Origin of the sequence: Intrasporangium chromatireducens Q5-1 (genome assembly GCF_000576575.1) — a bacterium.
Lineage (GTDB): Bacteria > Actinomycetota > Actinomycetes > Actinomycetales > Dermatophilaceae > Intrasporangium_A > Intrasporangium_A chromatireducens.
Genome location: NZ_AWQS01000020.1, coordinates 14,449 through 36,736, shown reverse-complemented (window position 1 = coordinate 36,736; position 22,288 = coordinate 14,449). Strand labels below are relative to the sequence as shown.

General features: G+C 70.1%; 25 protein-coding genes and 1 riboswitch. Of the genes, 10 read left to right on the top strand and 15 right to left on the bottom strand.

The window, feature by feature from the left end:
• Window positions 1-67: 67 nt before the first annotated feature.
• From N864_RS04540 to N864_RS04530, 3 genes are all read right to left on the bottom strand, one after another.
• Complete coding sequence (locus N864_RS04540) at window positions 68-943, bottom strand: S-methyl-5'-thioadenosine phosphorylase (RefSeq protein ID WP_034713972.1); 876 nt, start codon at window positions 941-943, stop codon at window positions 68-70.
• Between the two features lie 71 nt (window positions 944-1,014).
• On the bottom strand, window positions 1,015-1,326 hold the full coding sequence (locus tag N864_RS04535; RefSeq protein ID WP_034713970.1) for an FmdB family zinc ribbon protein: 312 nt from the start codon (window positions 1,324-1,326) through the stop codon (window positions 1,015-1,017).
• 39 nt (window positions 1,327-1,365) lie between these two features.
• Entirely contained in the window at window positions 1,366-2,886 is a 1,521-nt protein-coding gene (locus N864_RS04530) for a potassium/proton antiporter (RefSeq protein ID WP_051518195.1), read from the bottom strand.
• A 141-nt stretch (window positions 2,887-3,027) separates the two neighbouring features.
• Between N864_RS04530 and N864_RS04525 the strand changes: the two genes are divergently transcribed.
• On the top strand, window positions 3,028-5,607 hold the full coding sequence (locus tag N864_RS04525; RefSeq protein ID WP_034714000.1) for a penicillin acylase family protein: 2,580 nt from the start codon (window positions 3,028-3,030) through the stop codon (window positions 5,605-5,607).
• On the opposite strand, the gene N864_RS04520 is transcribed toward N864_RS04525, so the two are convergent.
• A complete protein-coding gene (locus N864_RS04520) occupies window positions 5,585-6,187 on the bottom strand; it encodes a 5-formyltetrahydrofolate cyclo-ligase (RefSeq protein WP_034713968.1) in 603 nt (200 codons plus the stop codon). The two genes, N864_RS04525 and N864_RS04520, sit on opposite strands and share 23 nt — an antisense overlap.
• Before the next feature lie 14 nt (window positions 6,188-6,201).
• Between N864_RS04520 and N864_RS04515 the strand changes: the two genes are divergently transcribed.
• From N864_RS04515 to N864_RS04490, 6 genes are all read left to right on the top strand, one after another.
• Window positions 6,202-7,581 carry a UTP--glucose-1-phosphate uridylyltransferase gene (locus N864_RS04515; RefSeq protein WP_034713966.1) on the top strand — a complete coding sequence of 460 codons (1,380 nt, stop codon included), beginning with the start codon at window positions 6,202-6,204 and terminating at the stop codon, window positions 7,579-7,581.
• Window positions 7,582-7,583: 2 nt separating this feature from the next.
• The gene (locus N864_RS04510) at window positions 7,584-8,822 is read left to right on the top strand and encodes a molybdopterin molybdotransferase MoeA (RefSeq protein WP_034713964.1); all 1,239 of its coding nucleotides are present in this window, start codon (window positions 7,584-7,586) and stop codon (window positions 8,820-8,822) included.
• 50 nt (window positions 8,823-8,872) lie between these two features.
• Window positions 8,873-9,298 (top strand): cyclic pyranopterin monophosphate synthase MoaC, encoded by a 426-nt coding sequence (moaC, locus tag N864_RS04505; protein ID WP_051518197.1) that lies wholly within the window; start codon window positions 8,873-8,875, stop codon window positions 9,296-9,298.
• On the top strand, window positions 9,291-9,800 hold the full coding sequence (locus N864_RS04500; protein WP_205620860.1) for a MogA/MoaB family molybdenum cofactor biosynthesis protein: 510 nt from the start codon (window positions 9,291-9,293) through the stop codon (window positions 9,798-9,800). Before moaC ends, N864_RS04500 begins: the two co-directional genes overlap by 8 nt.
• Window positions 9,801-9,819: 19 nt before the next feature.
• Complete coding sequence (locus N864_RS04495) at window positions 9,820-10,458, top strand: GNAT family N-acetyltransferase (protein WP_240474207.1); 639 nt, start codon at window positions 9,820-9,822, stop codon at window positions 10,456-10,458.
• Between the two features lie 70 nt (window positions 10,459-10,528).
• On the top strand, window positions 10,529-11,554 hold the full coding sequence (locus N864_RS04490) for a hypothetical protein (protein ID WP_034713960.1): 1,026 nt from the start codon (window positions 10,529-10,531) through the stop codon (window positions 11,552-11,554).
• 10 nt (window positions 11,555-11,564) lie between these two features.
• Here N864_RS04490 and N864_RS04485 read toward each other — a convergent pair whose 3' ends face one another.
• From N864_RS04485 to N864_RS04475, 3 genes are all read right to left on the bottom strand, one after another.
• A complete protein-coding gene (locus N864_RS04485; RefSeq protein WP_051518194.1) occupies window positions 11,565-12,668 on the bottom strand; it encodes an AI-2E family transporter in 1,104 nt (367 codons plus the stop codon).
• Window positions 12,669-12,738: 70 nt separating this feature from the next.
• A complete protein-coding gene (locus N864_RS04480) occupies window positions 12,739-13,566 on the bottom strand; it encodes a DUF72 domain-containing protein (RefSeq protein WP_034713958.1) in 828 nt (275 codons plus the stop codon).
• 27 nt (window positions 13,567-13,593) lie between these two features.
• On the bottom strand, window positions 13,594-13,854 hold the full coding sequence (locus N864_RS04475; protein WP_034713956.1) for a metal-sensitive transcriptional regulator: 261 nt from the start codon (window positions 13,852-13,854) through the stop codon (window positions 13,594-13,596).
• Window positions 13,855-13,901: 47 nt separating this feature from the next.
• Here N864_RS04475 and N864_RS24520 point away from each other — a divergent pair, with 47 nt between their 5' ends.
• The gene (locus N864_RS24520) at window positions 13,902-14,075 is read left to right on the top strand and encodes an SRPBCC family protein (RefSeq protein ID WP_155892811.1); all 174 of its coding nucleotides are present in this window, start codon (window positions 13,902-13,904) and stop codon (window positions 14,073-14,075) included.
• A 30-nt stretch (window positions 14,076-14,105) separates the two neighbouring features.
• On the opposite strand, the gene N864_RS04470 is transcribed toward N864_RS24520, so the two are convergent.
• The 3 genes from N864_RS04470 to N864_RS04460 are packed head-to-tail and all read right to left on the bottom strand — an operon-like array spanning window position 14,106 to window position 15,510.
• On the bottom strand, window positions 14,106-14,486 hold the full coding sequence (locus N864_RS04470; RefSeq protein ID WP_034713954.1) for a fluoride efflux transporter FluC: 381 nt from the start codon (window positions 14,484-14,486) through the stop codon (window positions 14,106-14,108).
• Window positions 14,483-14,968 carry a fluoride efflux transporter FluC gene (locus N864_RS04465; protein ID WP_051518193.1) on the bottom strand — a complete coding sequence of 162 codons (486 nt, stop codon included), beginning with the start codon at window positions 14,966-14,968 and terminating at the stop codon, window positions 14,483-14,485. Before N864_RS04465 ends, N864_RS04470 begins: the two co-directional genes overlap by 4 nt.
• On the bottom strand, window positions 14,968-15,510 hold the full coding sequence (locus N864_RS04460; protein WP_051518192.1) for a universal stress protein: 543 nt from the start codon (window positions 15,508-15,510) through the stop codon (window positions 14,968-14,970). The genes N864_RS04465 and N864_RS04460 overlap by 1 nt, the downstream gene beginning before the upstream one ends.
• A gap of 67 nt (window positions 15,511-15,577) precedes the next feature.
• A riboswitch (Fluoride riboswitch) is annotated at window positions 15,578-15,654 on the bottom strand.
• Window positions 15,655-15,853: 199 nt separating this feature from the next.
• Between N864_RS04460 and N864_RS04455 the strand changes: the two genes are divergently transcribed.
• Window positions 15,854-16,234, top strand: a complete 381-nt coding sequence (locus tag N864_RS04455) for a helix-turn-helix domain-containing protein (protein ID WP_051518191.1) — start codon at window positions 15,854-15,856, stop codon at window positions 16,232-16,234.
• A gap of 8 nt (window positions 16,235-16,242) precedes the next feature.
• Here N864_RS04455 and N864_RS04450 read toward each other — a convergent pair whose 3' ends face one another.
• The 5 genes from N864_RS04450 to N864_RS04430 all read right to left on the bottom strand — a co-directional run bounded on the left by N864_RS04450 (window position 16,243) and on the right by N864_RS04430 (window position 21,054).
• The gene (locus tag N864_RS04450) at window positions 16,243-18,003 is read right to left on the bottom strand and encodes a ThiF family adenylyltransferase (protein ID WP_034713952.1); all 1,761 of its coding nucleotides are present in this window, start codon (window positions 18,001-18,003) and stop codon (window positions 16,243-16,245) included.
• A complete protein-coding gene (locus N864_RS04445) occupies window positions 18,000-18,995 on the bottom strand; it encodes an SMODS domain-containing nucleotidyltransferase (protein WP_034713950.1) in 996 nt (331 codons plus the stop codon). Before N864_RS04445 ends, N864_RS04450 begins: the two co-directional genes overlap by 4 nt.
• Complete coding sequence (locus N864_RS04440; protein WP_034713948.1) at window positions 18,982-20,097, bottom strand: CBASS cGAMP-activated phospholipase; 1,116 nt, start codon at window positions 20,095-20,097, stop codon at window positions 18,982-18,984. The genes N864_RS04445 and N864_RS04440 overlap by 14 nt, the downstream gene beginning before the upstream one ends.
• A gap of 238 nt (window positions 20,098-20,335) precedes the next feature.
• Window positions 20,336-20,668, bottom strand: coding sequence for a recombinase family protein (locus N864_RS04435; protein WP_034713946.1), 333 nt, complete (start codon window positions 20,666-20,668; stop codon window positions 20,336-20,338).
• Window positions 20,665-21,054: a hypothetical protein gene (locus N864_RS04430; protein WP_051518190.1), complete on the bottom strand. Its 390-nt coding sequence runs from the start codon at window positions 21,052-21,054 to the stop codon at window positions 20,665-20,667. The genes N864_RS04435 and N864_RS04430 overlap by 4 nt, the downstream gene beginning before the upstream one ends.
• A 501-nt stretch (window positions 21,055-21,555) precedes the next feature.
• Here N864_RS04430 and N864_RS23475 point away from each other — a divergent pair.
• Window positions 21,556-22,278, top strand: a complete 723-nt coding sequence (locus N864_RS23475; protein WP_338033615.1) for a DNA-processing protein DprA — start codon at window positions 21,556-21,558, stop codon at window positions 22,276-22,278.
• Window positions 22,279-22,288 lie beyond the last annotated feature (10 nt).

The window sequence follows — 22,288 nt, the reverse complement described above, 5'->3', positions numbered from 1 at the left end:
CGCCGCCTCCGGGCGCGGTGGCCGGGCTGGGCAGCACGGGCGGGCGCCGGCGCAGCATCGGGCGTCCTCAGCGGCCGGGGATGGGGAAGGGCAGCTCGATCCCGTCGAGACTGTGGCGGCACGGGCACGTCGCCGTCGCGTCCGGCTCGGCCGTCGGCAGCCCGGCGATGACGTCGCGGAGGACGACCTTGAGGTCCTCCACGTTGCGGGCAAAGACCCGCATCACCTCCTCATGGGTGACCGCGGCGCCCCCGTCGATGCCCGAGTCGTAGTCGGTCACCATGGCCAGGCTCGTGAAGCACATGGCCAGCTCCCGGGCGAGCACGGCCTCGGGCATCGTCGTCATCCCGACGATGGTGCCCCCCGCCTGCTGGTTCATCCGTGACTCGGCGCGCGAGGAGAACCGGGGCCCGTTGATGACGACGAGGGTGCCGCCGTCGGCCACGTCGTGGGCCGACCCCCGCGCCGCCGCGACGGCGACCGCGCGCCCCCTCGGGCAGTAGGGGTCGGCGAACCCGACGTGGACGACGGGCCCCTCGACGTCGTAGAACGTGTGGGCCCGACCCCACGTCCGGTCGATGATCTGGTCGGGCACGACGAAGGTGCCCGGACCGTGCTCCGCTCGCAGCGAACCGACCGCGCACGGCGCGATGACCTGGCGCACGCCGACGGCGCGCAGCGCCCACAGGTTGGCGCGGTAGTTGACCTGGTGCGGCGCGAAGCGGTGACCCTTGCCGTGCCGGGCGACGAAGGCCACTCGGCGCCCGGACACCTCGCCGACCACGAGCGGGTCGCTCGGCGCGCCGAAGGGCGTGTCGACCTCGACCGTCTCGTGCTCGTCGAGGAACTCGTAGAGCCCGGACCCGCCGATGACACCGATCTCGGCCCGGGGCGCGCCAACGGACGGGGTGGGCGAGGTGGGGCGGCTTGCGGAGGAGGTCATGCCGGAAGCCTAGGCGCGAGCGCGACCGCGCTCAGCGGCATACCTCCTGCGTGTGGACGGCGCCGAACGCCTCAGGAGGCTGTGGACGACGCGGCAGCAACGGTGCTGCTCGAGCCCTCCGACGAGGACGACGAGGACGAGGACGACGATGACGACGCCCCCGTGGACGAGTCGCTCGAGGACTTCGAGGCGGACTTCGTCTCGGCCTTGGAGTCGGTGCGGTAGAAGCCGGAGCCCTTGAACGCGATGCCGACGGGGTGGATCACCTTGCGCAGCTGCAGCTCGCCGCACTTCGGGCACATCAGCAGCGGCTCGTCGCTGAACGACTGGCGGATGTCGAAGGCGTGGTCGCAGGACCGGCAGGCATAGGAGTAGGTGGGCACAGGAGTCCTTCGGGAAGGAGTGGTTGGACTGGTTCCATTCTACGTCCAGTCGGCGAGTCGACCGCCCTGGCTGACGGCGCGGATCCGCCTCTCGGCCCGCTCCCGGTCCTGCCCCGTCGCGACGACGAGGAAGCGATCGCCGTGCTTGAGGGTGGTGTGCTGCTCGGGCACGAACGAGCTGTCGCCCCGCACGACGAGGGCGACGTGGGAGCCGGGCGGCAGCCGCAGCTCGAAGAGCGCCACTCCGTGCAGCCGCGAGTCGTTGCCCACGGTCACTTGCAGCACGTCCGCGCCGATCTCCTCGAGCGGGACCGACTCGAGGTCGACGTCGACCGCGGCGATCCCCTCGGTGAGCCCGAGCCGGCGCGCGACCCACCCCAGCGTGGGTGCCTGCACGATCGTGAAGATCGCGACGAGGACGAAGACGAGGTCGAAGATCCACTCGGTGTTCGGCGTCCCGGTCGTGAGCGGCACCGTCGCGAGGACGATGGGCACCGCCCCGCGCAGGCCGGCCCAGGACAGGAAGGCCTGTTCCCGCCAGGAGAAGCGGAACCAGACCGTCGAGAGCCACACCGAGACGGGCCGGGCCACGAGGAGCAGGACGAGGCCGACGACGACGGCGGGCACGATCTGGGCGCCGAGCCGGCCGGTGTCGGCGAGCAGCCCGAGCATGACGAACAGGCCGATCTGCGCGATCCAGCCCATGGCGTTGGCGAACGAGCGGAAGCTCGCCCGGTGCGGCAGGTGCATGTTGCCCAGCACGAGCGCCGCGACATACGTGCCGAGGAAGCCCGACACATGGGCCACCGCGCCGAGCGCATAGGCGAGCACCGTCAGCGACAGGATGCCGATCGAGAAGAGGGCCGAGGAGGCGCTGACGACCCGGCGCAGCAGCTGCCCCCCGAGCCACCCGACGGCGATGCCGATCGCGGCGCCGCCGGCCAGCTCCAGGAGGGCGTGCCAGGCCAGGTCGTACCAGGTGTGCGACTCGCCGCCCGGCGCGCCCTGCACGGCGAAGGACACGACGAGGATGACGACCGGGGCGTCGTTGAAGCCCGACTCGGCCTCGAGGGTGCCGGCCAGGCGGCGGGGGAGCGGCACGTTGCGCAGCACCGCGAAGACGGCCGCCGCGTCGGTCGAGGTGACGATGGCCCCAATGAGCAGCGCGATGGTCCACGACAGGGGCAGGAAGGCGTGGACCGCCACCGCGACGACGAGGACCGAGACGACGACACCGACGGTCGCGAGGAGACTGGCCGGCGCGACGGCACCCCGGATCTTGTCCCACGACGTCGTCAGGCCGCCCTCAGCGAGGATCAGCACGAGGGCCGCATACCCGAGCACCCGCGTGATCGACGCGGAGTCGAACTGGATGCCGAGCACCGCGTTGCCGAGCAGCAGGCCGATGCCGAGGTAGATCAGCAGTGACGGCATCCCCGACCGGATGGACAGCCGGACCGCCGCGACCGCGACGAGCAGGACGATCGACCCGACGAGGAGCACGCGTGTCAGGTCGTCGAGAGTCATTCCCGACGACGTGATGGACGCGATTGCGGTCACACGGGCTCCTGGCGTGCGGCTGCGACCATGAAACCATCTCGCGCTCCGGGCGCCACGGCCAGGACCCGTTCTCATAACGACTGGCGCGCCACGGCGGACGGCGCGGCGCCCGCCGGAAGGTCGTGACCTACGCTCGTGGGCGTGTCCCGGATCAAGCTCGTGCGCCGCATCAGCCTGTCGGTGATCGTCCTCGTGGTGCTCGCGCTCGTGGCGACCGGGATCCTCGCGATCTCGACGGTGCGACGCTCCTTCCCGCAGGCGGGCGGCGAGCTGCGCATCGAGGGCCTCACGGGCTCCGTGACGGTCACCCGGGACGCCCGCGGCATCCCGACGATCACCGCCGACAACTCGGCGGACCTGTTCCGGGCCCAGGGCTATGTCAGCGCCCAGGACCGGTTCTTCGAGATGGACCTGCGCCGCCACATCACGGCCGGCCGCCTCGCCGAGCTCGTCGGCCAGCCCGGTGTCGAGACCGATGCCGTCATCCGCACCATGGGCTGGCGCCGGGTGGCCGAGCAGGAGCTGCCGAAGCTGCGTCCGGAGACGCGCCAGTACCTGCAGGCCTACGCCGACGGGGTCAACGCCTATCTCCACAAGGCCGAGAGCCCCGGCGAGCTGTCCCTCGAGTACACCCTGCTGGCGCGCAACAACCCCGGCTACCGCGTCGAGGACTGGACCCCGGTCGACTCGCTCGCCTGGCTCAAGGCGATGGCCTGGGACCTGCGCGGCGACTACGCCGACGAGCTGGCCCGGGCGCGGCTCTCCCGGCGCACGTCGGTCAAGCAGATCGCGATGCTCTATCCGCCCTACCCGATGGACCGCAACCTGCCGATCCTCTCGCCCGAGGACTGGCGCCCCGCCCGGGCGAGCGAGCAGGCCGCCGGTCCGCTGCCGCAGAGCCTCACCAAGCCGCTCGCCTCCGCCGATGGCCAGGCCGCCTTCGAGAACACCTCGGCGGCGATCGACGCGATCCCGGCCCTGCTCGGCAAGGGCGATGACGTCGGCTCGAACTCGTGGGTCGTCGCCGGCTCCCGGACGACGACGGGCAAGCCGCTCCTCGCCAACGACCCGCACCTCAAGCTCGGCATCCCGAGCATCTGGAGCCAGGTCAACCTCCAGTGCCGCACCGTCACCCCGCAGTGCCCCTTCCAGGTCTCGGGCTTCACCTTCTCCGGCCTGCCGGGCGTCGTCATCGGGCACAACGCCCGGGTCGCGTGGGGCTTCACCAACCTGGGCCCGGACGTGACCGACTTCTACCTCGAGCAGGTCGACGGCGAGAAGTACCTCCGCGACGGCGTGCAGCAGCCGCTCCAGACCCGGCCCGAGACGATCAAGGTCGCCGGCGGCAAGGACGTCACCATCACCGTGCGCAGCACGGTGCACGGGCCGATCATGTCCGACGTCGTGCCGACGATCGCCGAGGCCGGCGACCGCGTCGTCGTGCGCGGCGCGCCGCAGTCGAACCGCTACGCCGTCTCGCTCGCCTGGACGGCGCTGACCCCGAACAACACCGCGGACGCGATCTTCGCGCTCAACACGGCAGGCAACTGGGACCAGTTCCGCAAGGCGGCGTCGCTCTTCGCGGTCCCCTCGCAGAACCTCGTCTATGCCGACGTCGACGGGCACATCGGCTACCAGGCGCCCGGTCTCATCCCGATCAGGCGGGCCTCGACGCCGGGCGCACCCCCCGGCTACTGGCCGTCCCCGGGCTGGGACAGCCAGTGGGACTGGCGCGGCTACGTGCCGTTCGACGACCTGCCGCACGTCCTCGACCCGAGCGAGGGGCTGCTCGTCACGGCGAACCAGGCCGTGACGGCGAGCAACACCCCGTTCCTGACGTCCGAGTGGGACTACGGCTTCCGGGCGCAGCGCATCCGCAACCTGCTCGAGTCGACTCCGAAGGTCTCGCCCGAGCTGATGTCCCAGATCCAGGGCGACACGCGCAACACCTTCGCCCCCGTGCTCGTCGAGCACCTGCTCGGCGTCCAGGTCGACGACTTCACCGCCCAGGCGCAGCGGCTGCTGACCCAGTGGGACTACAGCCAGCCCAACGACAAGTCGCGCAACTCGGCGGCCGCCGCCTACTACAACGCCGTGTGGAAGCACCTGCTCGAGTACACCTTCGACGAGCTGCCCCCCGACATCGCGCCCGACGGCGGGGCCCGCTGGATGGTCGTCATGGAGCAGCTGCTCAAAGACCCGAAGAACGACTGGTGGGACGACAAGACGACGCCGGGCGTCGTCGAGACCTCCGGTGAGATCCTCAAGCGCGCCCTTGTCGATGCCCGGCTCGACCTGGCCCGCAAGCTCGGCAAGGAGCCGGTGACGTGGCGCTGGGGCCGGCTGCACCAGCTGGACCTCGAGCACCAGGTCATGGGCGGCGACTCCGTGCCGGGAGTCGTCCGGCAGGTCTTCAACCGCGGCGGCATCGAGCTCGGCGGCGGCAACTCCATCGTCGACGCGAACGCGTGGAACGCCTCGGCTCCCGGCTACGACGTGACGGCCGGTCCGTCGATGCGGATGGTCGTCGACCTGTCGAACCTCGACGCGTCGCGCTGGGTCAACTCGACCGGGCAGAGCGGGCACGCGATGGCGGACCACTATGCCGACCAGATCGACGCCTGGGCCGCGAACGAGACCTACCTATGGCCGTTCACGGCCGCGGCGACGGACAAGGCCGCCGAGGAGCGGCTGACCCTCAGCCCGGTGGCTCGCCCCTGAGCCACACGAGCCGCCCGCTCGTCGTGACGTAGCCGTCGACGAGCTGGTCGTGCGCCTCGAGCGGCAGCAGCTCCTCGCTTTCCTCGCCCTCGTGGAGCAACGCGACGACCGGCGTGCCCGGGCGCCGGTGGCGCAGCGCGCGGTCGTAGCAGCCGCCGCCCTGGCCGAGCCGGGCCCCGCGCGTGTCGACGACGAGCCCCGGCACGACGATGAGCCCGCACGTCGCGAGCGCCTCCGGGCCGAGCACGGCCGTCCCCTCGGGGACGGTCCCGCGCGCGACGCGGGCCACGTCCGCGACCGCGCCGTGAGCGGCATACGTCCACTCGAGCGTGAAGTCGCCGAGCGTGATGGGCACGATGACCTCGTGCCCGGCCTCGAGGAGGGCGTCGACGAGCCGGCCCGTGGGTGGTTCCTCCGGGAGGGAGAGGTATGCCGCTGTGCGGGCGCCCGCTGGGACGATCCGCAGCACCGTGGTGGCGATGGCCTCGGCGGCCGCCTCGCGGTCGAGGTCGGCGGCGAGGCCACGACGGCGCACGCGCGCGGCCCGCCGGACGTCCGCCTTCGCGCTCACGGGCCCCATCGTAAAGTGAGTCCATGAGCGACGAGGGGCTACGCCAGTCGATCGACCGCATGCGCGCGCGGGGAATCAGCAACGAGGCCATCCGTGTGTTCCGGCACTACTACCACCAGCTGGAGGACGGCGCCCTCGGCGTCATCCCCGAGGCGACGATCGAGCCGCTCGGCGAGATCCAGCGCCTGCAGGCGGTCACGGTGACCGACGAGATGGCCCGACACGCGCTGTCGCAGACGGCGATCGTCAAGCTCAACGGCGGCCTCGGCACGACGATGGGGATGAACGGCGCGAAGTCGGCGCTGCCCGTCGTCGGCGGCCTCAGCTTCCTCGACATCATCGCCCAGCAGACCCTCGCGCTGCGCAAGCGCTGGGGCGTCGACGTGCCGCTCATCTTCATGAACTCGTTCCGCACCTCCGCCGAGACGCTCGAGGCGCTGCGGGCCTATCCCGACCTGGAGATCGAGGGGGTGTCGCTCGAGTTCCTCCAGAACGCCGAGCCGAAGCTGCGCGCCCGTGACCTGCGCCCGGTCGACTGGCCCGCCGACCCCGAGCTCGAGTGGTGCCCGCCCGGGCACGGCGACGTGTTCGTGTCGATGATGACCTCCGGACTCATCGAGACCCTGCTCGACCGGGGCATCCGCTACGTCTTCATCTCCAACGCCGACAACCTCGGCGCGACGTGCGACCCCGACGTCGCAGGCTGGATGGTCGACCACGACCTGCCCTATGTCGCCGAGGTCTGCGAGCGCACCGCGAGCGACCGCAAGGGCGGCCACCTCGCCGTCCGCAAGGCGGACGGGCGGCTCGTCCTGCGCGACCTCGCCATGGTCTATCCGGGCGAGGAGGAGTACTTCCGCGACATCGAGCGGCACTCGACGTTCCACGCCAACAACATCTGGATCAACCTCGAGGCCCTCGACCGGCGGATGGCGCAGCGCAAGGGCGTGCTCGGGCTGCCGATCATCATCAACCGCAAGACCGTCGACCCCACCGACACGTCGTCGACGCGCGTCGTCCAGCTCGAGTCCGCCATGGGCGGGGCCATCGAGATCTTCGAGCGGTCCGAGGCCCTCCTCGTGCCCCGCACCCGCTTCCGCCCGGTCAAGACGACGAACGACCTGCTCGTCATGCGCTCCGACTTCTTCCGCCTCGACGACGACTATCGGGTCGTCGCGGCGCGGACGGGGCCCGAGCCGTTCGTCGACCTCGACGACATGTGGTTCAAGCTCATCCCGGCCTTCGACGACCACTTCCCCCACGGCGTCCCCTCGCTGCGTGAGTGCACCAGCCTGACGGTGCGAGGTGACGTGACCTTCGGCCGCGACGTCCGGTGCGTCGGCGACGTGCGCGTCGAGGGTGTCGACCAGGTGCCCGACGGCACCGTTCTCGGAGAGGCGTGAGCATGCGGACCGCGAAGGAACACCTCGACACCATCCTCGACGAGCTGAAGGTCGCGCAGCGCCAGCGGGTGCCGCTCGCCGAGGCCGTCGGCCTCGTCCTCGCCGAGGACGTGACGGCGGCGGTCGACCTGCCCGGCTTCGACAACTCCTCGATGGACGGGTATGCCGTCCAGGCCGCCTCGCTCGAGGGCGCGGACCGTGAGCCGGTCGAGCTGCGCATCGTCGGTGAGCTCGCAGCGGGAGTGGCGAGGGACGTGGAGGTCGGCCCGGGGGAGGCCGCCCGCATCATGACCGGGGCTCCCCTGCCGGCCGGCGCCGACGCGGTCATCCCGGTGGAGCAGACCGACGGTGCCCCCGACGGCGTCGTCACCTGCCGGGCCGCGGTGGCGCCCGGCCAGTTCGTCCGGCGCCGCGGCGAGGACGTCCGTGCCGGCACCGCCGTCGCGTGGGCCGGCAACGTCGTCGGGCCGCGGACCGTGGCCCTCATCGCCGCGAGCGGGCACGCCGAGTGCGTCGTCCACCGGCGCCCCCACGTCCTCGTCGTCCCGACCGGGGACGAGCTCGTCCCGCCGGGAGAGCCGCTCGCACCCGGGCAGATCCACGACTCCAACTCCACGATGCTGCAGGCCGCCGCCGTCGCGGCCGGGGCGACCGCCGAGATCCTGCCGGCCGTGGGCGATGACGACGACGCGCTGATCCGGGCGCTCGACGAGGCGATGGGGCGCGCCGACGCCATCGTGACGACCGGCGGCGTGTCGATGGGCGCTTACGACGTCGTCAAGTCCGCGCTCAAGGACAAGGGCGTCGACTTCGTCTCGGTGGCCATGCAGCCGGGCAAGCCGCAGGGCTTCGGCCACGTCATCGAGTCCTCGACGCGGCGCCGGGTGCCACTCTTCGCCCTGCCGGGCAACCCGGTCTCGTCCTACGTCTCTTTCGAGGTGTTCGTGCGGCCGGCCCTGCGCCGGTTGATGGGGCTCGAGCCGGAGGTGCGTCCGGTCCACCCGGCGATCGTCACCACGGCGATGCGCTCGCCGGCGGGGCGCGAGCAGTTCGCCCGCGCGGTCGTGACCCGTGACGCCGCTGGTCACCTCGTCGCGGAGCCGGTCGCCGGCCAGGGGTCGCACTTCATCGCCGACCTGTCCCGGGCCAACGCCCTGCTCGTCATCCCCGCGGCGGTGACCACCGTCGCGGCCGGTGACCAGGTGGAGGTCGTCCTGCTCGACGGAGAGGTCTGCTCGTGACGGCGGACAGCCCGCGCCTGACCCACGTGCGTGGCGACGGCACCGCCCACATGGTCGACGTCTCGGCCAAGGCGGTGACGGCCCGGCAGGCCAGCGCGGCGGGCCGGGTGGTCCTCGGCCCCACCGCGGTGGCGGCCCTGCGCGAGGGGAACGTCCCGAAGGGCGACGCGCTCGCGGTGGCCCGGATCGCCGGCATCCAGGCGGTGAAGCGCACGCCCGACCTCATCCCGCTGGCTCACCCGATCGCCGTGCACGGCGTCGAGGTCGATCTCGCGGTCGACGACGACGGCGTCTCGGTCACCGCGACGGTCCGCACCGCCGACCGGACCGGCATCGAGATGGAGGCGCTGACCGCCGTCACCGTCGCGGCGCTCGCCCTCATCGATATGGTCAAGGCCGTGGACAAGCACGGCCGGATCACCGACGTGCGGGTCACGGCCAAGTCCGGCGGACGCTCAGGAGACTGGAGTGAGTGACAAGAGCCAGATCGGGGACGACCGCCGCGCCGTCGTCCTCGTCGCCTCGACCCGGGCCGCTCGAGGGACCTACCCCGACCGGTCCGGCCCGGTCCTCGTCGACCGGCTCCGCGAGTGGGGCTTCACCGTCCCCGACCCGATCGTCGTCCCGGACGGTGACGAGTTCGGCCGCGCCCTGCGCGTCGCCCTGGCCTCGGAGCCGGACCTCGTTCTCACCTCCGGCGGGACCGGACTGACCCCGACCGACCAGACGCCCGAGATGACCGCACCCCTGCTCGACCTGCTCGTGCCGGGCGTCGCCGAGGCGCTGCGGGCGGCCGGGATCGCCAAGGGGGTCCCCACGGCGATGCTCTCGCGCGGTCTCACCGGCCTCGCGGGGCGCACCTTCGTCGCGAACCTCCCCGGCTCCAAGGGCGCCGTCAGCGATGCCCTCGAGGTCCTCGAGCAGGTCCTCGGCCACATCCTCGTCCAGATCCCCGGCAGCGACCACGAGAGCGCCTGACGGGCCGGGGCATCGGGTCGTGAAGCTGCACTGGAGGCCAGCCCGCGGCAAGCACGCGCCGTGGCCGGTGGTGCTGACCGACGAGGTGGGCACGCCGCCGATCACGCTGCGCCCGTTGCGCATCGGCGACGAGGACGACTGGCACCGGATCCGCGCGGACAACGCGAGCCACGTCAAGCCGTGGGAGCCGACCCTGCCGCCCGGCGTGCGGGCCCGTCCCGCCGTGTCGTTCAAGCAGTTCGTCAGGGACCTCGACGCGGAGGCCCGCGCCGACCACGTGCTGCCGTGGGTCATCGACGTCCACGGCCACATCGTCGGGCAGGTGCACATCTTCGGCATCGTCCGCGGCGCGCAGCAGTCGGCGGCCGTGGGCTACTGGCTGGACCGGTCGGCCGGCGGACAGGGCATCGCCACCCGAGCCGTCGCGCTCGCCGTCGACCACGCGCTGCACGGCGCCGGCCTGCACCGGGTCGAGGTCAACATCCGGCTCGACAACGAGCGGTCCCTGGGCGTCGTGCGCCGACTCGGCCTGCGCGACGAGGGAGTCCGGCGCCGGTTCCTCCACATCGACAACGCCTGGCGCGACCACCGCACCTTCGCGGTGACCGTGGAGGAGCTGGGGCCTGGAGGGCTGCTAGGGCGGTTGCCAGATCGATAACGCCCCGGTCTTGCGCGACACGCAACGAATGTGCATGGTGTGACGGATGTGACGGCCTACGGTTGGTGCCGTGCAAGTCGGTAGCCTCATCTTCGTCGTCATCGTGGCGACCTGGGCTGTCTACCTCCTCCAGCACTGGATCCGCCGCCGGGAGGACGCCGCCGCGAGCCACACCGTCGAGCAGTTCTCCGAGGCGATGCGCGTCCTCGAGAAGCGCAGCCCCGTGCCAGCGGGCGGCGCGCCCGGCTCGCCGCTGGTGGCCCGACGCGTGACCCCGACCGCCCACCGCACCCCTGCAGAGGTGGCCCCGATGAGCAGCTCACCCGCCCCCGGCCCCGCCCGACCCGAGCCGCGTGACCAGCGGCCGGCACCGCTCCGGGTCGCGGTCCCGACCGTGAGCCGGTGGCGGCGCACGCTCCGTGGCGTCCTGCTGCTCCTGGCGCTGCTGTGGGTGCCGACCGCCGTCATGCTCGCCGTCCTGCACGTCCTGCTGTGGGTCTCGGTCCCGCTCGCCGTCCTGACCTTCGTCGCCGTCCTCGTCTGGCTCCGGCTCGAGGTGCGCGCCGACCGGGCCCGGGCCGACCGACTCGACGACGAGGCGGCGGCCGCCACGCGCTCCACCGGCGATCACCCCAGCGGGCCGCGCAGCCCCCAGCGGGCCCGCCGCGGCCGACCGCTGACGAGCGACGACACCCAGGTCATCCACGCGCCCGAGCCCGCTGCTGCGACGGAGTCGACCGGCCACGAGCCGGCGGCGGCTGCCGAGCCCGCCACTGCTGAGCCCGTCGCTGCGGCCGGTGCGGCCCGTCGGGAAGCCCGCACAGCGGCATACGACTTCGAGGCGGAGCTGGCCCGCGACGTGGCCAAGGCGCCTGCCCCGCAACCCGCGCAACCGCAGCCCGGGCCGCCGGCGCCCGAGGGCACCTGGAACCCCGTGCCCGTGCCCCCGCCGACCTACACGATGAAGGCGAAGGCCGAGCCGCGCCTGACCCCGGCCGGCGTCCCGGCGGACGTCTTTGCGACGCCGGAGTTCGCCGAGGAGGCCGAGGAGCTCGACGAGCGCGCGCTGTTCGTGCGCCGCGCGGCCAACCTTTGAGGCGAGCCGCTCAGGCGTTCGCCGGGGCCGGCCCCTCCTCCGTCGACCGGCTCAGCTCCGCGTCGATCTGGGCCTCCGACTCGTCGGAGAGCAGGTGCTTGCCGACCGCGTTGAGGATGGCCATCGTCGGGACCGCGAGCAGGGCGCCGACGATGCCGGCGATGATCGAGCCGGTCGCGATGCCGAGGATGACGGCGAGCGGGTGGACGCTGACGGCGCGGCCGAGCAGGAACGGCTGGAGCACGTGCGACTCGAGCTGCTGGACGCCGATGACGACGGCGAGCATGATCAGCGCGATGCCGGGGCCGTGCGAGACGAGCGCGAGCAGGACGGCCACGGCGCCGGAGAGCAGCGCACCGACGATCGGGATGAACGACAGGATGAAGACGAGCACCCCGATCGCGAAGGCGAACGGCACCTTGAGGATCGTCGCGCCGAGGGCGATGCCGACCGCGTCGACGGCCGCGACGATGACCGTCGCGCGGACGAAGGCGGACAGCTGGTCCCAGGCGATGACGCCGGACGAGTCGACCCGCAGGCGGGCGCCCCGCGGGAAGAGCCGGACGACCCAGTGCCAGATGCGCGGCCCGTCGTAGAGGAAGAAGAAGAGCGCGAACAGGGCGATGAAGATGCCGGCCAGGAAGTGGGTCGCGGTCAGGCCGATCGAGGCCGCGGTCGCGCCGAGGTCGCCCGACTTGCTGATCGAGTCCTTGATGCTGTCGAAGTACTGGTTGAACTGAGTGTCGGTGATGTGGAAGGTCGAGCGGATCCAGTCGCGGATCTGGCTCACGCCGTCGGCGACCTGGGCGGTCAGGTCGCCGAACCCGTTCGTGAACTGCGTCCCGACGAGGGTGAGCAGCCCACCGACGACGACGATCGTGCCGAGCACGGTGAGGCCGGTCGCCCCACCGAGCGGCATGACCCGGTGCAGCCGCAGCGCGACGGGCCGCAGCAGCGCGGTCAGCAGCAGCGCCACCGCGACGGGGATCAGCACCTCGGAGACGAAGCCGATCCCGAAGTAGAGGGCGATGAGGCCGGCGAGGATGAGCAGCAGGCGCCACGCCCACTCGCTCGCCTCCCGGATGCCGCGCGGCACGGTGGTCTTGTCGGTCACGTGCACACCGTATGCTGCTGAGCCCGGTCCGCGCGCACGCGACCTGCCGATCCAGCTGGCTCTCTCGGCCTCAGCGGAGCCGGTCGAGGAGGCGCACGGCGTCGAACGGGGCGTGGCCCTTCGCGTCGTTGTCGAAGTAGACGTAGGTGTCGTGCCCGTCGGCGAGCCACGCCCGGCACTGCTCGGCCCAGCGGTCGAGCGACGCGTCGGTGTAGCCACTGGCGTACAGCTCGGTCTCGCCGTGTAGGCGCACGTAGCGGAAGTTGCTCGTCGCGTCGGGCATCGTCGGCCAGACCCCGGCGCTGTCGGCGACGACCATGCAGATCCCGTGCTCCGCCAGGATGGCGCGCGCCTCGGCCGTCTCGAAGCTCGGGTGCCGCGGCTCGAGGGCGTGCCGGATCGGGGTGTCCGGCCGGACGTCTGCCGCGAGGTCGGTCAGGACCCGGTCCTCGGCGAGTTTGCCGTCGTGCTGGGCCGCGAGGGCGGCCGCCTCGGCGTGGGTGCGCGGCAGGAGCGTGAAGAAGCGGTCCAGGCGCTCCGGGCTCAGCGGCATACGGGCCGGCAGCTGCCAGAGCACGGGGCCGAGCTTGCGGCCGAGCGCGAGCACGCCGGAGGCGAAGAAGTTCGCGAGCGGCGCGTCGACGTCGTGCAGCTGCTTCAGGTGGGTGATGAAGCGGCCTCCCTTGACGGCGAAGACGAAGTCGGCGGGTGTCGCCGCCGCCCAGCTCGCATAGGAGGTCGGCCGCTGGAGGGAGTAGAACGAGCCGTTGATCTCGACCGACGGCATCCGTTCGGAGGTGTAGGTCAGCTCGTCGCGCTGGCGCAGCCCGGTGGGGTAGAAGTCACCGCGCCATCTCGGGTAGCGCCACCCCGACACTCCGACCCAGCAGCGGCTCATGGCGGGAGCCTAGGGCGCGGGGGCCGGTCAGGCGAGCGAGAGGAAGAGCTTCTCCATCTTCTTGACGTCCATCTCCTGCGGCTCCTCAGCCGTGAGGCACTGCTGGAGCCCGCGTGCGACGATGGCGAAGCCGGCGCGGTCGAGCGCCTTGGACACGGCGGCGAGCTGCGTCACGACGTCCTCGCAGTCGCGGCCCTCCTCGAGCAGGCGGAGCACGCCGCCGAGCTGGCCCTGCGCGCGCTTGATGCGGTTGATGACGGGGCCGAGGCCCTCCTGCTCGAGCTGCATGTGCCGATCCTTCCGTCTGCGTTCGCTCCCATCATACCGGGCAGGGTATGGCGCCTGCCGAGGACGAGCGGCGCACCCGGGTCACCCTGGTGCACCGTCACCTCGACCGGCACGGGAGTGGGTGGGAGTCCCTGCGCACCGCGCTCGACGGTGAGGGCGGCTGGCCCCTCTACTTCGCGCGGTTCGAGAGCCTTGCCCGCGGCATCGTGGGCGCCCCCTGAGGGGCACTCCTCGTCATGCGTGACCTGTCCTCATGAGAGAAGCCGACCGATGGTCAAGCCGACCGCAGCCGCTGTCACACTCCCGGCCAAAGTGACTGTCGCATAACGGACCCCGGTGCCCGGGCCTTCTGCGCTCCACAGTCGAGCCGCTTCGACCATGGCGGTGCTGAAGGTCGTGTAGCCACCGCAGAAGCCGGTGCCGATCACGGCCTTGAGCGCGCCACCTGTCGTGTCCGGTGACGAGAGGGCGAACAGGCCGGTGAGCAGGCCGAGCAGGAAAGAGCCGATCACGTTGATCACGACGGTGCCGAGCGGCACCCGGAACGGGTTGTGCCGGGCGACGACCGCGTCGGTGAGGAACCGAGTGGCGGCGCCTGCGCCACCGGCGAGTGCGAGGAGCAGGGTCGTCATGCGTTCTCCTCCGCGCCTCGGCCGCGTCGGCGCAGGCGGTGCGCGATCCGATGGCCGACGGCCGCGGCGATCACACCGAGCACCACACTGATGAGCGGATAGGCAAGTCCGACAAAGAGGCTGCCCGGTGTCAGCCGTTCGACCGTCTCGACGGCGAAGGTGCTGTACGTGGTGAAGCCGCCGAGGAGCCCGGTGCCCACGCCGAGTCGGACGCTGCGCCGCCACCCTGCGTCCGGCCCGGTGCGTGTCAGCGCCTCCAGCAACAGGCCGAGGAGCAGCGCCCCGGCCACGTTGATGCCCAGGGTCGTCCACGGCACGCCGCCTGCTCGAGTGGGAACGGCGTCCGCCAGGACGGCGCGCGTCCAGGTGCCGAGGGCGCCGCCGATGAAGATGACGCCCAGCACCGCGGGGCGCCGGTGCAGCACCGATGAGCGTGGCGACCGTGCTCCGACCCGGTCCGGGTCGATGTTGGGTCCGTCCATCACTCCCACGGCGCCCGGCCGTCCCAGTCGACGACCTCCAGGGGCACCACGAGCACCGGTCGGTGTTGCCGGTGCGAGAGGTGCATGGCGGTCGAGCCGTTGATGTAGTCGGCCAGGCGATGGTGTCTGCGGACATGGGCGCCGACGACGAAGGCGGCGGCGTCGACCGCCCGAGCCAGGTGCGTCAGCGCCCGGTCGACCCGGCCGGCCAGATAGCGGAAGTGCCATGGGATCTCTTGTCCCTGCATCCAGTCGGAGACCAGGGCCGTCAGCTCGGTCTGCCGGTCCCGCCAGCTGTCATCGTCGAGGTCGGGGTCGATGGACAGGTGGCGCACGGTGCCGTCGGGAAACTCCTCGTCGGGGTAGCGGGACTGGTCGACGTGGGCGAAGTAGAGCGCGGGAGCGCCGGTCGCCCGAGCGAGGTTGACCGCCGTGAGCGCGACGATGGCCGGCTGGTCCGGCAGGACCGCGACCACGAGCGGGTGTCCGGTGAACTCGGTGAGGCGCGAGGGGTGCGGCTGTGGCGGGACTCTCTCGCCCATCGGTGACTCTCCAGACAGTCGTTGATGGGCGCGACTGCCTGCCCACCAGTGGCGGCCCGGGGGCCGCTGATGAACAGGAACCATCAGCCGGGTGGCGGTTCGGGCGCGCGTGGCGTCCCGGCGGGATCCATCGCCGTGGCGACACCCTACCGCGCCGTGGCGCGACGACCGGACGCCGCAGAGGGGTTTCCAAGAAGTGGGCCTCCGTAGGGAGTTTGAGAACATTGGCCCGGCCTTGAAGACCGTGGCTTCTCGCTGGTCCCGAGGCTCTTACAGGAAGTCTAAGCGACCAGTCGAGCCTCCGGTGGTGGATGCACGGGGCCGGCTGGTTCGCTCAGTTGGGATGGCTCAAACCTTCTTGAAGCCGGAGCAGGTTGATGAGCTGGTCGCGCTGTACCGGCAGGGCTGGACGCTGGTGAGGCTGGCCGAGCGGTTCGGGATTCACAAGCGCACGGCGGCCGCTCACCTGGTGCGTCGGTCCGTACCGATTCGCGGAAAGGGGCTGGCCGAGGAGGATCGCGCTGAGGCCGCGCGGCTCTACGAGGATGGTGCCACGCTGCTGGATGTCGGACTGCGGTTCGGGGTCAGTCAGCAGGCGGTGCGGCGGGCGCTTGTGACGCTGGGAGTCAAGATTCGGCCTAGCGGTCGACGCGGACAGGGAAGCGAAGGCGTCGAAAAGTCCGTTCCGGCCCTGGTCTCCCCTGTACACACAAGCTCGAACTGACGGGGCGGCTATCTCAGCGGGCGAGTGTCTGACGGTACGGGAAGAAAGTGATGCCGAGGGCCTGCTGGTGCGTGTGGCAGAGAGATGAGGTGGGTACCCGAGGCAGACGGCTCTGCCTGCTGGAGGTGCAGACCGATCATGTTGACGAGTGTCGCGGCGACGGCTGCTAGGTCTGCGGCCGAGCCGTGGAATGTGGGGACCGAACATCCTCTGGTGGGGATTAGCTCGTCGCCTATGGCTGTCTCCTCCCAGAGCGGGTGGTACAGCTCCAGCTCTCCATCGGCGAGCACCGAGCGACCTACTTGATCGTCAAGTTCAGACGGCGTGCAGGCAACGCCGGGCACGCAGATGTGGGCAATGCCGAGTGTTCCCGTCCTAGCGTCGGTGGCGACCTGGGCGATGAGCGCTTTGCGGTCTTCGACGGCGAGGGTGTCGAGGTAGGCGGTGACGCTGTGACTGACGGTTGCATCGATAATGAGGTCCGCCGCGAGGGAGACGGCTGGGTCGGGAACGTTTCCTTCTGCGACAGTCACGGTCAGGTCATCGCGGATCGCCCTGAGGCGTGCGGCGAGGGCGTCGGCCTTTGTCTGTCCGATGTCGGCCTCGGTGTAGTTCTGTCGAACGAGGAGTCCGCCCGTGATCGTACCGGGGTCGCAGACGGTGATGGTGCTTGCTCCGGCACGTGCGACGAATTCAGCGAGCCATGATCCAAGTCCACCGCAGCCCCAGATGTGAACGTTCTTTCCTTGGAAGCCGTTGACGGGGCGGTTTTCGTCGCGTCGGGTTGTGATCTCTTGTCGTTCGTCAGACATGCTGCACCATTCGATGGGGATGTCGGCGTTGATGATCGCGGGATCAAGGTTGACCGCGGTGCCGTATTTTTTGGCGAGGCGCCGGAGGGCGTCGGCGGTAGTCACGGGGAGGCGTCCGCCGAGTAGATGGTGTGGCCCGCCTGCGGGGTGAGGTACCGCAAGTACGAAGTACTGCTCGGTGCCGTCAGGGTTTCGTAGAGCGCTGGAGAGGAGTGTCGTGAGAAACGCGGGCGACTGTGGAGAAACTTCTGGTGATCGTCCCCCAACGCTGTCAAGATACGGGTCGTCCAGGAGCGCGAGGAGCAGAGCGAAGGTGGATGTCGCGCCGAAGGGGAGGTCGCTCGCGAGCACGTAGACGGGTGTGCGGTGTCCGTCGTGGTCGGTCGCATAAGTGAGGTCATAGCGGCGCGGTGACCGAGGGATGAGTCGAGCGATCTGATGCCGCTTCTGGGGCCCGGACTCGCGGACGACGATTGTGGGCGTGTCGTCGGCGCGGTGGAGTACTCCTCCGACAGCGTGGTACATCGCGGTCGAGGGATCGAAGGCTCCGCCGGCGGCATCGGTGAGCCAGTCCCACAGTCGGTTGAGGAAGCCGGCGATACCGTCAGAGGGGTGCCATTCGCGGGAAGGGTCGAGGTAGATACAGAGCCGCTGTCCCTGGAGGACGTGCGGGAAGCCGAGGAAGCGGGTGTGGTCGACCTCGGCGCTCGGCGGGTGGAATAGCGAGCGGCGAATCCTGACGATGAACTCCTCGTTGTCTCCAAGCTCGAGTCCACCGGGGCAGTGCGAGATGTCGGCGGTGTGGAGCCGGATTCGGAGGTTGGCGTCGCCGTCGGGGTCGAGCTGGGGTGGCTGAACGATCCGCACGTCGTTGGGACGCTCCCTGGCGAGCGCCCTCAGCTCGCCAACGAGTTGCTCCTGCCAGGCCGAAAGCGTGGCCCGGTTGCGGCGGCTCATCCCGCACGGCCAGAACGCCCCACAGTGGAAGCGGCGGCTGGGGCTGCCGCCGGGAACTTCGCGCTGCTGGACGAAGTGGCCGGCGCCTTGAAGCCGTCACCGAAGATGCCCTGCCACAGCTCGATGCTGCGTTCCTTGTTCTTCTCCTCGTATGCTTCCTCAATTTCGGCGGCGTGGACGTGGATACGGTCCCGGAAGTAGCTATAGGTGGACTGCTCCCACCGGTGATCGAACGTGACCCCGGACCCAGACGGGTCCGGAATGGACGGCTTCGTCGGGCGCGCCTGAAGCCAGGTGTCGAGGTCCTGCACGAGATGCAGGAGGGTGGTCGGGACGTCGCCGTAGTAGTTGGGGTCAAGCAGCGTGCGTAGCTCGGTGACCTGCTCGCCGAGCATGGTCGTCAGGAGGATCGACCGGGTGCCGGTGAAGGAGTTTTTGTGGTCACGCAGGTACTTCATCAGGCGGATAACTTTGCGGAGGTTGCCCTTCGCGAGAGCGTCCTTGTTCCTCATCCAGTCGGTGAAGCCCTGGGGGTCGGTCAGCTCCCAGTCGTTATTGTCCCGGTTGACGATCACTTCGCGTCCGTCGGCGAGGGTGAGGTGCGGCACGATGTCGAGGTGCATGGAGTTTGCGTAGACGAGTCGGACGCAGCGGCACTTGCGTGAGTGCGGCATGTCCCGGTAGGTGCTGTGGCGGTGCAGAGCTGCGTAGACCTCTTCGATGTACTTCCTGGGATCGTCGGCCCAGTCTGGGTTCTCGCTCATGTCGAGCATGAAGTCCGCGTCGAACTCTTTGTCGCCGACGGGGTTGATGATGGTCTTGTGAGCCCACGATCCCTGGGGCGTCTTGCCGAGGATGAGGTGTCCGATCTGTTCGTCGGCCTTCAACGCCTTGTAGACCGTCTCGACGCGTGAGTCGAGCGAGTCGAGCTTCACCTGGCCAAGATTGACGGTGTCCGTGAGTAGGACGTTGAAGTAGTCAGTGAGCTTCATCGGGGACCTCCGTGGTTGACGTGCTGGTCGGACCGCCGCGGTGTCGGTCTCCGATCAACGGCTTGTACTCGGCTGCGCGATGACCTGTGAATCGCTCTGTATAGATGGGGCTGAGTTCGCGACTCGCGGACGCGGCGAGACCGGCGAGGTCTTTTGGGTCTGCTGAGTCGAGTGCGTAGAGGTCGCCGGGGACTCGTGCGTCGAATCTCGTGTAGGCATCTTTGCCGATCAGATGTTCAGCGATGCCTTGCCCGCCTCGGCTTCCGGCGTTGAGGATGAGGGGCGCGATTGGCTTCGCCCAGTTGAGCAGCCCACCGCGGTCGAGGCGCTTGGGGTGGTTCGTGAGCTGGTCGATGGTGCCTACGTTGAGCACCCTGATTGAGGCCAGTGGCACATCGAGCATGCTCACGGCCTCGGCGATCGCGACGACTGAAGGGTTATTCGCCCACACGCCGCCGTCGATGAGCCGGTGTCCATCGACGCGTGCGGCTGGGAAGTACAGGGGTGCTGCCGAGGTTGCCATCGCGATGTCCACCATCGGGATGCGCCAATCCCGTGTGAGCCGAGTGTGGTGTGGCGTCTTGAATACGTGAACGGAGCCGCGTTGCACGTCCCACGCCGGGATGACTAGCCGTTTCGCGCTGTGCCCGAGCAGCCGGTCGCCGAGCACCTTCGTTAGGGCGGCGCGCAGCGCGTCGGCGTCGTAGATGGGTGCAGTGAGTTGACGTGGTCGCCGCCAGAGTCGCCGACGTGCGGCCGGGAAGACTGCGTTGACGAGTTCTTCGTAGTGCCCGACGATCTCGCTCGGGGTGAGACCGGAGCCTAGCCCGAGCGCGACGATCCCGCCTGCCGATGTCCCGGCAATCAGATCGAACGAGTCGTTGATGCTGACACCGAGATCCTGTTCCATCCGCGCGAGGACGTGAGCGGTGAACAGTGCTTTGGCTCCTCCGCCATCGAGGGCGAGGACCTGGAAGCGATCGAAGGATGGGGTGGGTGGCTCAGTTGTCGTGGATGGATGGTCCTGTCGGGCGGGCGTGCTGACTATGCCAGAGAGGTTCTCTTCTCCGGCTCCCGTCGAACTTGCAGGAACTACACCCATGTAACTATTCTACGTCGCCGCACCGACATTACCGCCGTGCTCTGGTCAAGGAGGGGTGGTGACCATCCGACCACGGGGCGACGCCGCAAGGTGCCCGTCTGAGCGGCAGACATGAGTTCGCGCATGTCCCCGCGTGGGTGGCAGGCGCGAACTGTTGTCCTGGGCGGGTCTCAGCTGCCGGTGCCGTGCTTCTCGAGAAAGTGGCGGGCGTCTGCGGCAGCGAACTCGAACATCGTGGCTACGATGCACTCCTCCAGGACGGGCCGCTGAGGGTGCCGGTGGCGGCGTGGAGGGTCAGGCCGGCGCCTTTGAGCGCGTTGAGGTTGCGCATCGATGCCTGCGGTCGGCTTCCCAGACGGGAGAGGTCGGCGACGACCACCTCAGTTATCCCGGCTTTGGTGGCCGTGTCGATGAGGTCGGTGAGCCGATCGTGGGGCTGCCCCGATTCGGTAAACGTACCGGCATCGAACAGGCCGCGTTCTTGCAGGTATTCGCGGTAGGTATCCTCCTGCCGGTCTGTCTGCTCCCGGCTCCCGGTCGCGCTGCGCAGGTAGAGGATCGCCTTGGTCATGATGCATCTCCGGCCAGCACCGGAACCTGCCCGAAGACCTTCCCCTTGTTCGCCTTGCCTTCTCGGTGCTCGGCGCGACGCTGGGCGTGCTCGCGGAGGCGGGCGCGGGCGAGCAGGATCAGGCTGATGGGGCCGATCCAGAGCATCTTCAACGCCGACCACATGCTGATGAGGACGAAGATGTTGAGCCAGCCGGGGCCGCCGTCGCGGACGATGATGGCCAGCAGGCTGGCAAGGTAGAGGTACGGGATCGCGAGCAGCACCGCCGGCACGCCCCACTTGAGTCCTTTGCGGGTGCGGACCTTGTCGAGCACGCGGTTGGTGGGCATCCAGCGGCGCATGAAGATGCGGATGTGGATGCTGGCGATCCAGATGAGTCGGAACATGACGGGCCTCCAAGACACGTATCGCTAGGGAGGCAGTACGTGTAGTGAGTGCCCGAAAGGGCTGTCCCGAAGGACCCGCAGAGTTGAGAACCTGCCTCTACACCCACGATACGCCCGACCGGGGACAGACGGAACCCCTCGCCCCTCCTGCTGCCGAGAGGGAGGTGCGCACCTTGCCGACGAGAGACAGGGCCGGGAAGGGACAGCGATCATGGTGAGGCTGGCAGAGCAGGTACAGGGCGAGCGGCAGGCGCGGATGGTGCTGTCGATGATCGCCGAACCCGACGATCCGGCCACGGGTCGGGTGCTGGGTCGGGTCGGCGGCGTCGAGACCCTCCGCCTGATCGAGGACGACCGTGCAGCGGTGCCAGGGATGAACCGTGCCGACGCGCTGGCCTGGCGCGACCGCCTCACCGCTGCGACGCGACCGGAGGTGCTGGTCGACCGGGTGCGGCAGGCGGAGGCGGCGGGGATCGGCACGGTGATCCCCGCCGACACGTCGTGGCCGGGATCGCTGGATGTCCTCGGGGCGCGGGCACCGTATGTGTTGTGGACGGGGGCGCGGACTCGTTCCTGTCTCGCCCGCTCCTCGACTTCGTCGCCATCGTCGGTTCCCGCGCCTCAACCTCCTACGGGGAGCTGGTCGCCGGGGAGTTCGCCGCGGACTTCGCCAGGGATGATCGTGTGGTCGTCGGCGGCGGGTCGTATGGGATCGAGGCGGCAGCGAATCGCGCGGCCCTGGCCAGCGGAGGGAGCACGATCGCGGTGCTCGCCGGCGGCGTGGACCGGCCATACCCGGCAGGGAACCGTGACCTGCTGGATCAGGTCGCCGACGTCGGACTCGTCGTGAGCGAAGTCCCGCCGGGAGAGACACCCTCCCGGCACAGATTCCAGGCACGCGGCCGGCTGATGGCCGCCCTGTCGAACGTCACCATCCTGGTCGAAGCCGGCGCACGTTCGGGCGTGATGCGGCTGGCTGAGCAGGCCCATGATCTGGGCCGGCGGGTCGGAGCGGTTCCGGGTCCGGTGACCAGCGCGACCAGCACCGGCCCGCACCGGCTCTTGCAGGAACGCCGCGGCGAGCTCGTCACCGATGCCAGCCAGATCATCAACTTGCTGCACATGACCGAAGCACTGAACGAAGCGCCAACCGGTTCCCTGCACCCGTCGCGGTTCCGGGCGGCACCACCACAACAGCGCAGCACCGACACCCCGACCCTCTGACCACGAGCGC

What these genes read in the sequence shown, in the direction of transcription:
- N864_RS04435 (WP_034713946.1), bottom strand. Translation starts at nt 20,668, where the DNA reads ATGACCAAGGCGATCCTCTACCTGCGCAGCGCGACCGGGAGCCGGGAG.
- N864_RS04520 (WP_034713968.1), bottom strand. Translation starts at nt 6,187, where the DNA reads ATGGGGCCCGTGAGCGCGAAGGCGGACGTCCGGCGGGCCGCGCGCGTG.
- N864_RS04440 (WP_034713948.1), bottom strand. Translation starts at nt 20,097, where the DNA reads ATGGGTGTAGTTCCTGCAAGTTCGACGGGAGCCGGAGAAGAGAACCTC.
- moaC (WP_051518197.1), top strand. Translation starts at nt 8,873, where the DNA reads ATGGTCGACGTCTCGGCCAAGGCGGTGACGGCCCGGCAGGCCAGCGCG.
- N864_RS04445 (WP_034713950.1), bottom strand. Translation starts at nt 18,995, where the DNA reads ATGAAGCTCACTGACTACTTCAACGTCCTACTCACGGACACCGTCAAT.
- N864_RS24520 (WP_155892811.1), top strand. Translation starts at nt 13,902, where the DNA reads ATGGCGCCTGCCGAGGACGAGCGGCGCACCCGGGTCACCCTGGTGCAC.
- N864_RS04480 (WP_034713958.1), bottom strand. Translation starts at nt 13,566, where the DNA reads ATGAGCCGCTGCTGGGTCGGAGTGTCGGGGTGGCGCTACCCGAGATGG.
- N864_RS04455 (WP_051518191.1), top strand. Translation starts at nt 15,854, where the DNA reads ATGGCTCAAACCTTCTTGAAGCCGGAGCAGGTTGATGAGCTGGTCGCG.
- N864_RS04510 (WP_034713964.1), top strand. Translation starts at nt 7,584, where the DNA reads ATGCGGACCGCGAAGGAACACCTCGACACCATCCTCGACGAGCTGAAG.
- N864_RS04430 (WP_051518190.1), bottom strand. Translation starts at nt 21,054, where the DNA reads ATGTTCCGACTCATCTGGATCGCCAGCATCCACATCCGCATCTTCATG.
- N864_RS04470 (WP_034713954.1), bottom strand. Translation starts at nt 14,486, where the DNA reads ATGACGACCCTGCTCCTCGCACTCGCCGGTGGCGCAGGCGCCGCCACT.
- N864_RS04465 (WP_051518193.1), bottom strand. Translation starts at nt 14,968, where the DNA reads ATGGACGGACCCAACATCGACCCGGACCGGGTCGGAGCACGGTCGCCA.
- N864_RS04450 (WP_034713952.1), bottom strand. Translation starts at nt 18,003, where the DNA reads ATGAGCCGCCGCAACCGGGCCACGCTTTCGGCCTGGCAGGAGCAACTC.
- N864_RS04540 (WP_034713972.1), bottom strand. Translation starts at nt 943, where the DNA reads ATGACCTCCTCCGCAAGCCGCCCCACCTCGCCCACCCCGTCCGTTGGC.
- N864_RS04515 (WP_034713966.1), top strand. Translation starts at nt 6,202, where the DNA reads ATGAGCGACGAGGGGCTACGCCAGTCGATCGACCGCATGCGCGCGCGG.
- N864_RS04475 (WP_034713956.1), bottom strand. Translation starts at nt 13,854, where the DNA reads ATGCAGCTCGAGCAGGAGGGCCTCGGCCCCGTCATCAACCGCATCAAG.
- N864_RS04460 (WP_051518192.1), bottom strand. Translation starts at nt 15,510, where the DNA reads ATGGGCGAGAGAGTCCCGCCACAGCCGCACCCCTCGCGCCTCACCGAG.